Origin of the sequence: Pseudomonas sp. DR48 (assembly GCF_019823085.1) — a bacterium.
Lineage (GTDB): Bacteria > Pseudomonadota > Gammaproteobacteria > Pseudomonadales > Pseudomonadaceae > Aquipseudomonas.
In genome coordinates this window covers 2,078,947-2,096,105 of sequence record NZ_CP081946.1, presented here as the reverse complement: position 1 = coordinate 2,096,105, position 17,159 = coordinate 2,078,947, and the positions used below count along the sequence as shown (strand labels likewise).

Here is a 17,159-nt window from a genome sequence, read left to right as displayed (position 1 = left end):
AAATGTTGAACTTGTAACCGAGCTGCCTTCTGCGGGGCAGATAGCCACTTCAATATCAATGTGACATTACGGGAGCGAGTGTTTAGGATGAGAAGTGCAAGGTCAATACTTTGGCATATAGTTAATAGCGAAAAAGCATAGCCAAATGTTTGACGACCAAACGCGTCAACGTTACGCCTCGAATATTTTGAAAGTACGTCCAGACAGTTTTGGCGAGTGCGCCATCAGGTCCATGGAAGTCAACTGAACGTGACACCCGGAGAGTCTTCAATGAGCAGTGTTGTTGCTATCGTCAAAAGCATTGTTGGTCAGGTTTTCGCGGTGTCCCCAGAAGGCGTTCGTCGCATACTCGTTGAAGGCGACCGGTTGTTTGTCGGCGATCAGGTAGACACTGGCGCGGCAGGCGCCGTGACGCTCGAACTGGCTGATGGCCGAACCCTGGACCTGGGCCGCGACACTCAGTGGAGCGCCAGCAGCCCGGACTCCAGCGCTGACCTGGCACAAGCCACAGCGCAAGCCGCACCCTCCGTTGAAGAATTGCAGCAAGCCATCGCGGCGGGCGCCGACCCGACTACCGACCTCGAAGCCACAGCAGCGGGCCCAGCGGCCGCCGGCACGGGCGGTGCAGTCGGTGGTGGCCACAGTTTTGTGATGCTGGATGCAACCGCTGGCCGGGTGGACCCGACCATTGGTTTCCCGACTGCGGGCCTCAACGCCGCGGCACAGGCGGCACAGAACACCACTGGCGGGCAAACGGCCAACGCCAACGCCAACGCGGCGCGTGAGTCGACCTTGAGTCTGAGCGCCACGCCAACCATCACCGAGGCTGGCGGCGTACTTGTCTACACCGCGACCCTGAGTCAGGCGCCGCTGACTGACCTGAGCATCACCCTGTCCAATGGCTCGGTGATCGTGATCCAGGCCGGCCAGTTGACCGGCACCGTCAACGTCCCGCTCGCGCCAAACGACACTGTTTATAACGACGCCACCCAAATCGACGTGACCGTCACCGGCACCACGGGCGGCAATGGCATCGTCGTGACTGCGCCGACGACTCCGGCCGTAACCCAGGTTACCGACACCGTCGATACCACCACGGTCACCCTGAACGCAGGCGCCAGCGTCACCGAAGGCGGCCAGATCACTTACACCGCGACGTTGACCAATCCGGCGCAGACGCCGGTGACTGTCACCCTCTCCAACGGTTCGACCATTACCATCGAAGCCGGCAAAACCACCGGCTCCGTGAACGTCGACACCCCGGCCAATGACGTTTATCAAAACGGCAGTACCGTCAGTACCACGATCACCGGCGCTACCGGTGGCAACTTCGAGAATCTGGTGCCGAGCACTACGCCGGCGGTCACCACCATCACCGACTCAAAGGACGACACCGGCCTGAGCCTGTCGGCGTCCACCGAAGTGGCCGAGGGTGGTTCGATTGTTTACACCGCGAGCCTGACCAACCCGGCTGGCACGCCAGTCACCGTGACGTTGAGCAACGGCGCGGTGATCACCATCGCTGCCGGCGCCACTACCGGCAGCGTAAGCGTCCCGGCACCGGCCGATGACGTCTATAAAGATGCCGGCAAGGTTGAAGTCAGCATCAAGGACGCCAGCGGCGGTAATTTTGAAAACCTGGTTACGAGCTCTGCGGCGGCAGTAACCACTGTCGCCGACACCATCAACACCTCGACCGTCAGCCTGACCGCGACATCCTCCGTCGCCGAAGGCGGCACCGTGGTGTACACCGCGTCCGTCACCGCGCCGGTGACCGATTCGCCAGTGGTGGTGACCCTGTCCAACGGCCAGACCATCACCATTCCGGTTGGTGCCAGCAGTGCCAGCGTCAATTTCGTTGCGCCTAACGATGCGTTGGCCGGTGGCGGTTCCCTGAGCGTCAAGATTGATGATGCCAAGGGCGGTAATTACGAGAAGCTGGACGTTGACGGCAAGTCGGCCACTACCTCGGTCACCGACACCCAAGACACCACCACCATCAGCCTGAGCGCAACCGACTCCGTGGCCGAAGGCGGTTCGATTGTTTACACCGCGAGCCTGACCAATGCGGCCGGCACTCCGGTGACCGTCACCCTGAGCAACGGCGCGGTAATCAACATCGCCGCTGGCGCGACGACCGGCTCCGTCACCGTAAAAGCCCCAGCCGATGACGTCTACAAAGACGCCGGCAAGGTTGAAGCAACCATCAAGGATGCCAGCGGTGGCAACTTTGAAAATCTGGTGCCGAGCACTGTTCCGGCTGTCACCGACGTCACCGACACGATCAACACCTCGACCGTCAGCCTGACCGCAACATCCTCCGTCGCCGAAGGCGGCACCGTGGTGTACACCGCGTCCGTCACCGCGCCGGTCACCGATTCGCCAGTGGTGGTGACCCTGTCCAACGGCCAGACCATCACCATTCCGGTCGGCGCCAGCAGTGCCAGCGTGAATTTCGTTGCACCAAACGATGCCCTCGCCGGTGGCGGTTCGCTGAGCGTCAAGATTGATGATGCCAAGGGCGGCAACTACGAAAATCTGGTCGCCGACAAATCCCCGGTCAGCACTGCCGTGACCGATACCGCCGACACCACGACGTTGAGCCTGAGCGCGACCGACTCGGTCGCTGAAGGTGGTTCCATTGTCTACACCGCGAGCCTGACCAACGCCGCCGGCACACCGGTGACCGTGACGCTGAGCAATGGCGCGGTGATCAACATCGCCGCCGGCGCAACAACCGGCTCTGTGACCGTCAAAGCGCCAGCCGATGACGTCTACAAAGACGCCGGCAAGATCGAAGCAACCATCAAGGATGCCAGCGGTGGCAACTTTGAAAATCTGGTGCCGAGCACTGTTCCGGCTGTAACCGACGTCACCGACACGATCAACAGCTCGACCGTCAGCCTGACCGCGACATCCTCCGTCGCCGAAGGCGGTACCGTGGTGTACACCGCGTCCGTCACGGCGCCGGTGACCGATTCGCCAGTCGTCGTAACCCTGTCCAACGGCCAGACCATCACCATCCCGGTCGGCGCCAGCAGTGCCAGCGTCAATTTCGTTGCACCAAACGATGCGTTGGCCGGTGGCGATTCGCTGAGCGTCAAGATTGATGATGCCAAGGGCGGCAATTACGAGAAGCTGGACGTCGACGGCAAGTCGGCTACTACCGCCGTCACCGATACCCAAGACACCACCACCGTCAGCCTGAGCGCGACCGATTCCGTGGCCGAAGGCGGTTCCATCGTCTACACCGCGAGCCTGAGTAACGCCGCCGGCACGCCAGTGACCGTGACGCTGAGCAATGGCGCCGTGATCAACATCGCCGCTGGCGCAACGACGGGCTCCGTGACCGTCAAGGCCCCAGCCGATGACGTCTATAAAGACGCCGGCAAGGTTGAAGTCAGCATCAAGGATGCCAGCGGCGGTAATTTCGAGAACCTGGTCACCAGTCCGGCAGCGGCCGTGACCGACGTCACCGACACGATCAACTCCTCAACCGTCAGCCTGACGGCGACATCCTCGGTCGCCGAAGGCGGCACCGTGGTGTACACCGCGTCCGTCACGGCGCCGGTCACCGATTCGCCTGTGGTGGTGACCCTGTCCAACGGCCAGACCATCACCATTCCGGTCGGCGCCAGCAGTGCCAGCGTCAATTTCGTTGCGCCAAACGATGCCCTCGCCGGTGGCGGTTCGCTGAGCGTCAAGATCGATGATGCCAAGGGCGGTAATTACGAGAAGCTGGATGTCGACGGCAAGTCGGCCACTACCTCCGTCACCGATACCCAAGACACCACCACCGTCAGCCTGAGCGCGACCGACTCCGTGGCCGAAGGCGGCTCGATTGTTTACACCGCGAGCCTGACCAACGCCGCTGGCACGCCAGTGACCGTGACGTTGAGCAACGGCGCCGTGATCAACATCGCCGCTGGCGCAACGACGGGCTCCGTGACCGTCAAGGCCCCAGCCGATGACGTCTACAAAGACGCCGGCAAGGTTGAAGCAACCATCAAGGATGCCAGCGGTGGCAACTTTGAAAACCTGGTAAAAGACCCGGCTGCCGCTGTAACCAGCGTTACCGACACCCTCGACACCTCGACCGTCACTCTGACCGCCACCAGCAGCGTGGCCGAGGGCGGCACTGTGGTTTACACCGCCTCGGTGGGTGCACCCGTCACAGGTTCGCCGGTCATCGTGACCCTGGTCAACGGACAGACCATCACTATCGACATTGGTAAAAGCAGCGGCACGGTCAATGCCGTTGTTTCCAACGACGTGCTCAGCGGTCACGCACCACTGACCAACTCGATCACCAACGTCAGCGGCGGCAACTACGAAAACCTGGTCGCCGATAAAACCCCGGTCAGCACCAGCGTGACCGACACCGTCGACACCACTACCGTATCGCTGACTGCCACCGGCAACGTCAACGAAGGCGGCTCGATCGTCTACACCGCGACCCTCAGCAACCCGGCTGGCACACCCCTCACCGTCACCTTGAGCAACGGCGCGACGATCACCATCGACGCCGGTAAAACCACCGGCACGGTTAAAGTCGATGCGCCGAAGGACGACGTCTACAAAGACGCTGGCAAAGTTGAAGTCACCATCAAAGACACGTCCGGCGGCAACTTCGAGAACCTGGTGAAGAATCCGGCGCCGGCCGTGACCAACGTGGCCGACACCAACGACACCACACACCTGACCCTCAGCGCCGACAAATCGATACTTGAAGGCTCGCACATCACCTACACCGCGACCCTGACCAACGCCGCGCAGACGCCGGTAACCGTGAAGTTGAGCAATGGCGAGACCATTACCATTGCCGCCGGCCAGACCAGCGGTTCGGTGACCATCGCGGCGCCGGGCGACGATGTCTACAAGGACGCCGGCAAGCTCACCGTGAAGATCACCGACGCCAGCGGTGGCAACTTCGAAAATCTCGACGTCAGCAAGACGTCGGTGACCACCGCTGTCAAAGACACGATCGACAGCACGTCCCTGTCCCTGTCGGCCAGCAACACCGTGAGCGAAGGTGGCCAGATCACCTACACCGCGACCCTGAGCAACCCGACGGACACGGCCATGACCGTGAAGCTGAGCAACGGCGCGGTAATCAACATCGCCGCCGGCGCCTCCAGCGGTTCGGTCAACTTCGCCGCCCCGGCGAATACTCCCTACGTGGATGGCGGCAAAGTCCAGGCAACGATTACCAGCCAGAGCGGCGGCAACTTCGAGAAAGTCGTCACCGATCATTCGCCAGCGGTCACCACCGTCACCGACTCTGCCGATACCACCGGCCTGAGCCTGAGCGCAACCGGTTCGGTCGCCGAGGGCGGTTCGATCATCTATACCGCGACCCTGACCAATGCGGCCGGCAGCGCCATGACCGTGACGCTGAACAACGGCGCTGTAATCCACATCGCCAAAGGCGCCACCAGCGGTTCGGTGAACTACGCCGCGCCAGCTGATGACGTCTACAAAGATGCCGGTAAAGTCGAAACCAGCATCACCAAAACCACCGGTGGCAACTTCGAGAACCTGGTGGCCGACAAGACGCCAGCCGTCACCGATGTGACCGATACGATCAACAACAGCACCGTATCCCTGACCGCTACGGCCAGCACGGTCGAAGGCGGCGTGGTGGTTTACACCGCATCGGTCAACGCGCCCGTCACCGGCTCGCCGGTGGTTGTGACCTTGTCCAACGGCCAGACCATCACCATTCCGGTCGGTGCAAGCAGCGGCCATGTGAACTTCACCGCACCGAATGACGCCCTGGCTGGCGGCGGCTCCTTGAGCGTGAAGATCGACGGCACCACTGGCGGCAACTACGAAAATCTGGTGGCGAATCAAACCCCGGCGGTCACTTCGGTGGCCGATGTAAAAGACACCACCACCGTTAGCCTGACCGCCACCGATTCCGTGGCCGAAGGCGGTTCGATTGTCTACACCGCGAACCTGACCAATGCGGCCGGCACACCGGTGACCGTGACCCTGAGCAACGGTGCCGTGATCAACATCGCTGCTGGCGCGACGACCGGCTCGGTGACCGTCAAAGCCCCGGCTGATGACGTCTACAAAGATGCCGGTAAAGTCGAAGCGACCATCAAGGATGCCAACGGTGGCAACTTTGAAAACCTGGTCACCAGTCCGGCAGCGGCCGTGACCGACGTCACCGACACGATCAACACTTCAACGGTCAGCCTGACCGCGACGTCCTCGGTCGCCGAAGGCGGAATCGTGGTGTACACCGCGTCTGTCACGGCGCCGGTGACCGATTCGCCAGTGGTGGTGACCCTGTCCAACGGCCAGACCATCACCATCCCGGTTGGCGCCAGTAGTGCCAGCGTCAATTTCGTTGCGCCGAACGACGCCCTCGCCGGAGGTGGTTCGCTGAGCGTCAAGATCGACGACGCCAAGGGCGGTAATTACGAGAAGCTGGACGTTGACGGCAAGCCGGCCAATACCTCCGTCACCGACACCCAAGACACCACCACCGTCAGCCTGAGCGCCACCAATTCCGTGGCCGAAGGCGGCTCAATCGTCTACACCGCGAACCTGACCAACGCCGCTGGCACGCCAGTAACCGTGACGCTGAGCAACGGTGCGGTAATCAACATCGCCGCCGGCGCCTCCAGCGGCTCCGTGACCGTCAAAGCCCCAGCCGATGACGTCTACAAAGACGCCGGCAAAGTCGAAGCGACCATCAAGGATGCCAACGGTGGCAACTTTGAAAACCTGGTCACCAGCCCAGCGGCGGCGGTCACTCAGGTCACCGACACCATCAATACCTCGACCGTCAGCCTGACGGCAACCCCTGCGACCGCCGAAGGCGGCAACGTGGTGTACACCGCCTCCGTCAACGCGCCGGTCACTGGCAAAGACGTAATCGTCACGTTGGCCAATGGCGAAAAAATCACCATTGCAGTCGGTGAAAGCACCGCCTCGATCACCGTCAAAGCACCGAACGATGCCTTGGTCGGCCACGAGCCGTTGACCAACGCCATCAAGGAAGTAACCGGCGGCAACTACGAGAATCTGGTCGCCGACAAGACTCCGACTTCAACCGCCATCAGCGACACTCCGGACACCACCAAAGTGACCATGACTGCCAGCGACTATGTGGTCGAAGGCGGCACCATCACTTACACCGTCAACCTCAGCAATGCCGCCGGCACTGACATGACGGTCAAACTGAGCAACGGCGAAAGCGTCGTGATAAAGGCTGGCGACAAGTCGGGTTCCATCACCATCCCGGCGCCGGCCGATGACGTCTACAAGGATGGCAGCAAGATCACCGTTGGCATCGCCAGCACTGACGGCGGCAACTTCGAGAAACTCGACGTCAGCAACACAACGCACACCACTACTGTCAACGACACAGTGGACACCACCACGCTGAAGCTCAGTTCCGATGTGAGCACTGTCGGCGAAGGTGGCCAGATCACCTACACCGCCACGTTGAGCAATCCGGCCGACACAGCGATGACCGTCACCCTGAACAACGGCCTGGTGATCAACATCAAGGCTGGCGAGTCCAGTGGTTCGGCGCTGTACACCGTGCCCAATGACGTCTACACCGGTGCTTCGCCGGTCAGGGCAGCGATAGCGGACAGCACTGGCGGCAACTTCGAAAAACTCGACACGGACCGCTCGGCTGTCGTTACCAAAGTGACCGACGTCGCCGACACCACCACGGTCAGCCTCACCGCCACCGGCTCGGTCGCTGAAGGTGGTTCGATTGTCTACACCGCGAACCTGACCAATGCGGCCGGCACACCGGTGACTGTGACCCTGAGCAACGGCGCCGTGATCAACATCGCTGCCGGCACAACGACCGGCTCCGTCACCGTCAAAGCCCCGGCTGATGACGTCTACAAAGACGCCGGCAAGGTCGAAGCGACCATCAAGGAAGCGAGCGGCGGCAATTTCGAAAACCTGGTGAAAGACCCGTCTGCGGCGGTAACCAACGTAACCGACACCCTCGACACCTCGACCGTCAAACTCACTGCCACCGGCAGCGCGGCCGAAGGCGGCGTCGTCACTTACACCGCCACCGTGGGTGCGCCTGTCACCGGTTCGCCAGTGACCGTGTCCTTGGCCAACGGCCAGACCATCACCATCGACATCGGCAAAACCACCGGCGTCACCACCACCCTGGCACCGAACGATGCGTTGACCGGTCATGCACCACTGACCAACTCGATCACCAACGTCAGTGGCGGCAACTACGAAAACCTGGTCGCCGACAAAACTCCGGTCAGCACCAGCGTGACCGATACCATCGACACCACAACGGTCAGCCTGAGCGCTACCGGCTCGGTCGCTGAAGGTGGTTCGATTGTCTACACCGCGAACCTGACCAATGCGGCCGGCACACCGGTGACCGTGACCCTGAGCAACGGTGCCGTGATCAACATCGCCGCTGGCGCGACGACCGGCTCGGTGACCGTCAAGGCGCCAGCCGATGACGTCTACAAAGACGCCGGCAAGGTCGAAACGACCATCAAGGAAGCGAGCGGCGGCAATTTCGAAAACCTGGTGAAAGACCCGGCTGCTGCCGTGACCAACGTCACCGACACCCTCGACACCTCGACCGTCAAACTTACTGCCACCGGCAGCGCGGCCGAAGGCGGCAACGTGGTGTACACCGCCTCCGTCACCGCGCCGGTGACTGGCAAAGACGTAATCGTCACGTTGGCCAATGGCGAAAAAATCACCATCGCGGTCGGTGAAAGCGCCGCTTCGATCACCGTCAAAGCACCGAACGATGCCTTGGTCGGCCACGAGCCGTTGACCAACTCCATCAAGGAAGTAACAGGCGGCAACTACGAGAACCTGGTCGCCGACAAAACCCCGGTCAGCACCACCGTGACCGATACCACCGACACCACGACGCTGAGCCTGAGTGCGACCGACTCCGTGGCCGAAGGCGGTTCGATTGTCTACACCGCGAACCTGACCAATGCGGCCGGCACACCGGTGACCGTGACCCTGAGCAACGGTGCCGTGATCAACATCGCTGCCGGCGCGACGACCGGCTCGATGACCGTCAAGGCGCCAGCCGATGACGTCTACAAAGACGCCGGCAAGGTCGAAACGACCATCAAGGAGGCCACGGGCGGTAACTTCGAGAACCTGGTCGCCGACAAAACCCCGGTCAGCACCACCGTGACCGATACCACCGACACCACGACGCTGAGCCTGAGTGCCACCGACTCCGTGGCCGAAGGCGGTTCGATTGTCTACACCGCGAACCTGACCAATGCGGCCGGCACACCGGTGACTGTGACCCTGAGCAACGGCGCGGTGATCAACATCGCCGCTGGCGCGACGACCGGCTCCGTGACCGTCAAGGCGCCAGCCGATGACGTCTACAAAGACGCCGGCAAGGTCGAAACGACCATCAAGGAAGCGAGCGGCGGCAACTTTGAAAACCTGGTGAAAGACCCGGCTGCGGCAGTGACCAACGTCACCGACACCCTCGACACCTCGACCGTGAAACTCACTGCCACCGGCAGCGCGGCCGAAGGCGGCGTCGTCACTTACACCGCCACCGTGGGTGCACCTGTCACCGGTTCGCCAGTGACCGTGTCCCTGGCCAACGGCCAGACCATCACCATCGACATCGGCAAAACCACGGGTGTCATCACCACCCTGGCACCGAACGATGCGTTGACCGGTCATGCACCACTGACCAACTCGATCACCAACGTCAGTGGCGGCAACTACGAAAATCTGGTCGCCGACAAAACTCCGGTCAGCACCAGCGTGACCGATACCATCGACACCACGACGGTCAGCCTGAGCGCTACCGGCTCGGTCGCTGAAGGTGGTTCGATTGTCTACACCGCGAACCTGACAAACGCGGCCGGCACGCCGGTGACCGTGACGTTGAGCAACGGCGCCGTGATCACCATCGAGGCAGGCAAAACCACCGGCACCGTGACCGTTGATGCACCTAAAGACGACGCCTACATCGACGCCGGCAAGGTCAGCGCCACAATCGCCACCGCCACGGGTGGCAATTTTGAAAACCTGGTAAAAGACCCGGCTGCGGCAGTGACCAACGTCACCGACACCCTCGACAAGACCGAAGTCAGCATCACCGGCAGCACCTCGGTGACTGAAGGCCAGACCGCCAGCTACACCGTCAGCCTGACCAACCCGGCCCAGACCGAAGTCACCCTGAAGATCACCTACAGCGGCACTGCGGCCGACGGTTCGGACTTCACCGGTGTGTACACCGTGAAGATTCCGGCCGGCGCCAGCACTGCGAATTTCAACGTCGCGACGCTGGACGACAGGATCACTGAAAGCACCGAAAACTTCGTGGTCAAGATCGACTCGGCCACCGGAGGCAACTTCGAGAACCTGACAATCAGCGCGACCAATGGCAGCATCAGCACTGCGATCGTCGACAACGATGCGCCGCCGGTTCTCGACCTGGACGCCAACAATTCCAGCGGTGCCACCGGGGCCAATTACAACGTGACCTTCACCGAAGGCACCACCGGCCAGGGTGTGTCGATTGGCGACACCGATCTGAAAATCACCGACCCGGACAGCACCATGCTGACTGGCGCGACCATCGTGCTGACCAACCGTCAGCCTGGCGATGCGCTGAACCTGGGCAACAGCGTCAACGGCATTACCATCAATGCCAACAGCAAGGACGGCACCGTCACGCTGACGTTGTCGGGCAACGCGACGCTGGCCGACTACATGCAGCAGATCAAAAACATCAGCTTCACCAACAGCAGTGAAGATCCGAGCACCGTGCCGCGGATCATCACCGTGACCGTGACTGATGGCAGCAACTACTCCAACACCGCGACTACCACCGTCAACGTAGTGGCGGTAAACGACGCGCCGACCGCCGCACCGGTCAACGTCACCGGGACCGAAGACACACCGCTGATCCTCAACTGGTCGACATTTGGCGTCAGCGACGTCGACAGTCCTGCTGCAAGCCTCGGCGTGAAAATCACCGGCCTGCCGGGCGAAGGCAAGTTGCAGTACCTGAATGGTTCGACCTGGACTGATGTCACGAACAACCAGACCTTGACCAAGGCGGACATCGACGCGGGTAAAGTGCGCTTCCTGCCGGATGCCAACGAATCCGGTGCAAATGGTTACGGCGGCGCGGGCCTGGGCAACAATCTGGCGGACTACGCGCAGATCAAGTTCCAGCCAACCGACGGCTCGGCGCTGGGCAACACTGGCACGATCAAAATCGACATCACCCCTGTGGCCGACGCGCCATCGCTGAGCGTTGCGGACAACAGCGTCAAATCCACCGGGTTGATCAAAGAGATCTGGACTGGCCTGTCGGGTCTCGGCACCGATGGCAGCGGCGCGTCTTCGAGCACGCTGAAAAGTGTCATCGACGGCGCGGGCACACCTAACTCCAGCAGCACCGTCAGCAACGTGCAATCGAATGGCGACGTGGCCGTTGGCACCGCCTCGAAAACCTCCGGCTTGATCTATCTCGAAGCAGGCAAGACTTACACCTTCACCGGCACCGTCGATGACAGCCTGCTGGTGACCATCGGCGGCAAGAACGTCGCGGCCATCACGTGGGGCGCGGGCGGCAACCTGAACGGCTCGTTCATCCCGACCACCAGCGGTTACTACACGCTGGACATCTACCACCACAACCAGAGCGGCCCGGGCAACTATGACGTCAACCTGTCGGTCAACGGCGGCGCGGCAGTCGACCTGAGCAGTGCCGGCGTGCCGCTGTACACCGGCGTGGCGGATCTGGCGGCTTCCGGCGTGACCGTCTCCGACCTGCACGGCACCAACGGTGAGGGTTACTACGACGGCTACAAACTCAACTCCGGCGCCGAAGGCACCAGCGTTCACCTGACCGCGATCAAGACGGCCCTGACCGACACAGACGGTTCCGAAAGCCTGAGCGTGAAGATCGGCGGCATCCCGGCGGGTGCGGTTCTCACCGATGGCGCGGGCCACACGTTCACCGCGACGGCGACCTCCGGCGAAGCCAACGTCACCGGCTGGAACCTGGGCACCCTGACCGTGACCCCGCCGTCGTACTACAACGGCCAGTTCAACCTGACGGTGACCTCGACCTCCACCGAGGCCTTGGGCGGTTCGGCGCTGAGCACGGCGACGATCCCGGTCACCGTCTACCCGGCGGTCTACAACGCGATTACCGCCACAGCCGCCAATGACACCGTCACCGGCACTGACGGCAACGACATCATCGTCGCCGACATCGGTGGCCTGACCGTGGTGCCGGGCACCAACTACAACATCGCGTTCATGGTCGACAGTTCGGGCAGCATGAGTTCGTCGTCGATCAGCGCCGCCAAAGACTCGCTGACCTCGGTGTTCAACACGCTCAAGCAAAGCATGGGCGGCAACTCGGGCACGGTGAACATTTTCCTGGTGGACTTTGATACCCAGGTCAACAAATCGGTATCGGTCAACCTCAACGATCCGAATGCGCTGAACCTGCTCAAGTCGGTGCTGGACTCGATGTCATCCGGCGGCGGTACCAACTACGAGGACGTGTTCAAGACCACGGCCAACTGGTTCCAGAGTGCCGACGCGGTGGCCAACACCGGGGCCAAGAACCTGACCTACTTCATCACCGATGGCCAGCCGACCTATTACCAGAGCGGCGAGCAGACCAACCCGACGCTGTACGGCAACGTGAAGCTCGATGACGTGGTTAAAACCAGCAATTACAAGCCGGGCGATGCGTTCTCCACGTACATCGACAGCACGCACATTCTGAACATCAACAGTTCGGGCACCGTGACGCTGCAAACCTACAATTCGTGGTGGGGCTGGAGCTCCAGCAACCTGGGCACCGTTCACGCTCAAGGCGACGGCACCTACGAGCTGTCCAGCCTGGCGGGCAGCGGCAACAGCTCCGGTTCGAATACCACCGACAACGCCAACAGCAGTTTCGCACTGCTGGGCAACCTGTCGAATGTCGAGGCCATCGGCCTGAACAAGGACGTCAGCCTCTCCGACCTGAAACCGTACGACACCGACAAGACGCCGCAAACCAACATCGATCCTAAAGACCTGGCCAACTCGATCATCGGCCACACAGAAGCGACGATGCCGGGCAACGACACTGTCAGCGGTGGCGATGGCAACGACATCCTGTTCGGCGACCTGGTGAGCTTCAACGGCATTTCCGGCGAGGGTTACCAGGCAATGCAGGCGTTCGTCGCGCAGCAGACCGGCGTCGACGTCAGCAAAGTCACCACCAGCAACGTGCACCAGTTCATCACCGAGCACTACACCGCGTTCGATGTGTCCGGCGCCCATGACGGCAACGACACGCTGTTGGGCGGTGCGGGCAATGACATTCTCTTCGGCTCGGGTGGTAACGACGTACTCGACGGCGGCAAGGGCAATGACATCCTGCTCGGTGGCTCGGGCAACGATTCGTTGATGGGTGGTCAGGGCAACGACATCCTGATTGGCGGTTCGGGTGCCGACACCTTCGTCTGGAAGGCTGGCGACACCGGGAACGACGTGATCAAGGACTTCAAGGCCAGCGAAGGTGACCGCATCGACCTGCGCGACTTGCTGCAAGGCGAAAGCGGCAGCACCATCGACAACTTCCTGAAGATCACCACGGTGGATGGCGTTTCGTCGTTGCAAGTCAGTTCCGGCGGCAAATTCAACTCGGGCGATGCTGCAGCCGCGACGCCGGATGTGACGATCAAACTGGACGGCAACAACTGGTCCAGTGCGAATATCCACTCGCTGATTGCCGGCAGCGACCCGACCATCAAAGTCGATCACAACAACAGCTGATCCAACGAAAAACGGCCGCCCTTATGGGGCGGCCGTCACGTTTGCGCCTATCCCCCCGGTGACGATTTCGTCGCCGCACCGCATACTCGCGTTCCAGTTGGCCTATGCTGCTGACAGCATGACGCTGGTCCATTTCTGAGGGATGCTCAATGTTCTACGTGCAACGCGATGCGCAAGGTCAGTTAGTGCGCGTGGAAGCCGCGGCCTACGCCGAGGCCACGGAAACGCTGCCGGCTGATAATCACGAGATTCAGGCCTGGTACGCCAACGAGGTGATGGAAACCAGCCTCAAACAACTCAAGCAGAGTGACCTGGAAATGATCCGGGTACTCGACGACTTGATCCAGGTGCTGACCAGCAAAGGCGTGATCCGCGTCACCGACCTGCCGGCCGCCGCCCAGGCCAAGCTGATGGACCGGACCCAGGCCCGTGAAGCGTTGGGTGGGTTGAGTCATTTGATTGATGATGAAGAGACTGGGTTGATCTAAAGTCCCGAGCTCATGGGTGTCTGCACTGGCGCCTTCGCGAGCAAGCCCGCTCCCACATAGATCTTCAGTGAACACTCAATGTGTAAACAGCCGAGATTCAATGTGGGAGCGGGCTTGCTCGCGAAGGCGCACTCATTGGCGATGCAGCTATAACGCCTTACTGCCAAGGCTTCGGCTCACCAAACAGCTGCCCCTGAACCCCATACAGCCCCATCTCCCGAATCACCAACAACTCCCCTTCCGTCTCGACCCGTTCGGCAATCAACGGCAGATCAATGCTGTGCGCCGCGCGCTGAATCGCCTCGATGAACAAACGCTTGTCACTCTCCTGATCAATCGCACGGATGTAACTGCCATCGATCTTCAAGTACGCCAGGCCCAGTCGCGCCAGGTTGCCAATCATGCTGAAGCGCCCGCCAAAACGTTGCAGGCTCAATGAGAACCCAAGCTCACGCAGACGCCGCGTCAGATCTTCCAGCATCGCTTGCTCGGGCAGTTGTTCCTCGCCGATTTCCAGGGTCAGTCGCGGGCCGAGATCGGAGTGAATGCGCAAAATCTCGAAGATTTTGCTCAACGCCTGCGGGTCGACCAACGTCGCCGAAGACAGGTTCAGCGCCAGCGACTGTTCATGCTCGGCCATTTGCTCAAGCACCAGCTCCAACATCAGCCGATCCAGCCGCGCGGTCCAGCCAAACCGCTCCAGCCACGGCAGGAAGCGTCCAGCGGGAATGGTCTGGCCCTCGGCGTCGATCAACCGCGACAACACCTTGTAATGCAGCACCAGTTGCGTGTCCTGACTGGCCACCACCGGCTGGAAATACAATTGGAAGCGATGATGATTCAACGCCTGATCCAGCAAGGTGTGCCAGGCGTGATGGTCATCACCGACACTGGCCGAAGCACTGTGATCAAGGCACGCCCAGCTCTGCTCACCTTGCCCTTCGGCCTGGGCCAATGCCTGATCGCCCAGGCTCAACACGGCTTGCGGCGAGTCGCCGTGAACAAACGGTGCGAGCCCGATCGAGGCCACTGAAGCCACGTCGGTGGCGCCTGTCGCATGCAGGCTCGCCAAGGCGCTGTCGAGGTTCTGCGCCAGTTGCAGCGCTTCTTCACGCACCAGCCCTGGCGCCAACACGGCAAATTCGCCACCACGGATCCGCGTGACGAGGTTCTGCGTTTCAGGGTACTTGGCGCACTCACGGGACAGTTGCTCGCCCACCGCTTGCAACAATTGATCTGTGCGCTGACCACCCAGCCGCTGGTTCAAACCCGCCAGGTCCTTGACTCGCAACAGCAGCAGATAACCGGAACTTGCCTGTTCCGGGTTGCTGACCCGGGCATTCAACTGCATCTCGAAATAACGCCGGTTGGCCAGGCCCGTGAGGTTGTCCTGATAGGACTCGACACGCAGTTTTTCACTGCGTTCGGCCTGTTCCTGGAACAGCGCCTTGAGCTTCTCGACCATCTGATTCATGGCTTGCACCACACGTCGCAACTCAGGCGTGCGTGGCAGCTCCGGCAGACTGAGGAATTCGCGGCGAGCGATGGCGTGGGATTGCTTGACCATGTAATCCAGCGGCTTGAGTTGTCGACGCAACAGCAACGCACCCAACACCGCGCTCACAGCGCCGCAAATCAGCAACCAGCCGAGGCTGCCCAACGCGCTCTGCCATAGTTTGGCCAACGCGAACATCGGGTGGCTGACCACCTCGACCCGCGCCGCTTGTTCCCAACCGCGGCTGACAATCGCATCGCCACCGGCCGGTTCCAGGCCGATCATTTTGACGAACCAGTCCGGCACATTGTTGACCGCCGGAATGCCGCTGCGCTCGACGATGGTTTTGTCGTTGGACAAATCGACCACACGGATGCTCGCGTAATAGCCGCTGTCGAAGATCGAACTGACCAACAACTCGACCATCGCTGGATCATCGATATTTGGCGTCAGGGACAGCGCCAACGCCGTCGCGGCGTCCTGGGCATGGGAGCGCAACTGGTTGACGTACTGGGTACGCGAGCTTTCCAGGCTGACCATGAAGCTGCCGGTGAAGGCGACCACCAGGAACAGACAGATAGCGATCAACAGCTGTTTGAACAAAGACATCTGAGCGCGTGCTCCTAATTAGTCGTCTCGACCGGGAAACCTTCGGCCTGCATTTTCTTCAGTACGTCCTGCCAACGAGACAGGCGTTTGGTATCACCGACCTTTTTGTTGCCCTTGGCACCCGGCAGCCACAATCCTTCGGCATTGAAAGAGTAGACCGGCAACAAATCGGTTCGCTGGTTGGCCGGCTTGATCGCGTCAATCAAGCTGTCGAGCACCAGCGGCATGGCCTCTGGGCTCGAGTAATAGGTCAATACCATGTGCGCTCGGTTCAAACGCAACGCCTTGACGTAGGTGATGCGCAGCTTGTCACTGGACACACCGAGATGGCGCAGGCTGAAATACTTGGCAATGGCGTAGTCTTCGCAGTCGCCGGCGCCTTTCCACAAGGCTTCGATGGGAGTTTCCCAATAGTCGACTTCATGCCACAGATCGATGTCCTCGACGTAACGCACCTGTTTATTGAAGAACTGGTTCACCACGTTGAGCTGCTCCAGCTCATTGACCTGCTTTTGCGTCGCCAGCAAATGCTGCCAGGCGTCGATGCGTTGCTGCCCTTCGCCCAAGGGCCCGTACAATGCCTGCGCGCGACGGCTGATCAGCGAGAAATCCCAATCGGCATGCAACCCGCCCAGCATGACGCCGGCCAGCAGCAAGGCGCAGCACAGCCAGCGTAAGGTCCGAGGGATCGCGAAACGTACCGCCAATGCGAGGCATCCAGATCAGGCAGATGGAATTCGTTTGATGGTGAAGGTTAGCCC

At 61.2% G+C, this 17,159-nt stretch carries 4 protein-coding genes; 2 read left to right on the top strand and 2 right to left on the bottom strand.

All coding sequences use genetic code 11. The features are described 5' to 3' along the window. Nucleotides 1–270 precede the first annotated feature (270 nt). Nucleotides 271–13,806, top strand: coding sequence for a retention module-containing protein (locus K5K95_RS09600; RefSeq protein ID WP_222589251.1), 13,536 nt, complete (start codon nt 271–273; stop codon nt 13,804–13,806). A 149-nt stretch (nt 13,807–13,955) separates the two neighbouring features. Then, on the top strand, nt 13,956–14,294 hold the full coding sequence (locus tag K5K95_RS09595) for a tryptophan synthase subunit beta (protein WP_090177231.1): 339 nt from the start codon (nt 13,956–13,958) through the stop codon (nt 14,292–14,294). Nucleotides 14,295–14,451: 157 nt separating this feature from the next. On the opposite strand, the gene lapD is transcribed toward K5K95_RS09595, so the two are convergent. Both lapD and lapG read right to left on the bottom strand, forming a co-directional pair. After that, on the bottom strand, nt 14,452–16,398 hold the full coding sequence (gene lapD, locus K5K95_RS09590; RefSeq protein ID WP_222589250.1) for a cyclic di-GMP receptor LapD: 1,947 nt from the start codon (nt 16,396–16,398) through the stop codon (nt 14,452–14,454). 14 nt (nt 16,399–16,412) lie between these two features. Further along, complete coding sequence (gene lapG / locus K5K95_RS09585) at nt 16,413–17,105, bottom strand: cysteine protease LapG (RefSeq protein ID WP_222589249.1); 693 nt, start codon at nt 17,103–17,105, stop codon at nt 16,413–16,415. Between the last annotated feature and the right edge of the window lie 54 nt (nt 17,106–17,159).

Excerpts from the sequence above, each read along its gene's own strand:
- K5K95_RS09600 (WP_222589251.1), top strand. The coding sequence starts at position 271 with ATGAGCAGTGTTGTTGCTATCGTCAAAAGCATTGTTGGTCAGGTTTTC.
- K5K95_RS09595 (WP_090177231.1), top strand. The coding sequence starts at position 13,956 with ATGTTCTACGTGCAACGCGATGCGCAAGGTCAGTTAGTGCGCGTGGAA.
- lapD (WP_222589250.1), bottom strand. The coding sequence starts at position 16,398 with ATGTCTTTGTTCAAACAGCTGTTGATCGCTATCTGTCTGTTCCTGGTG.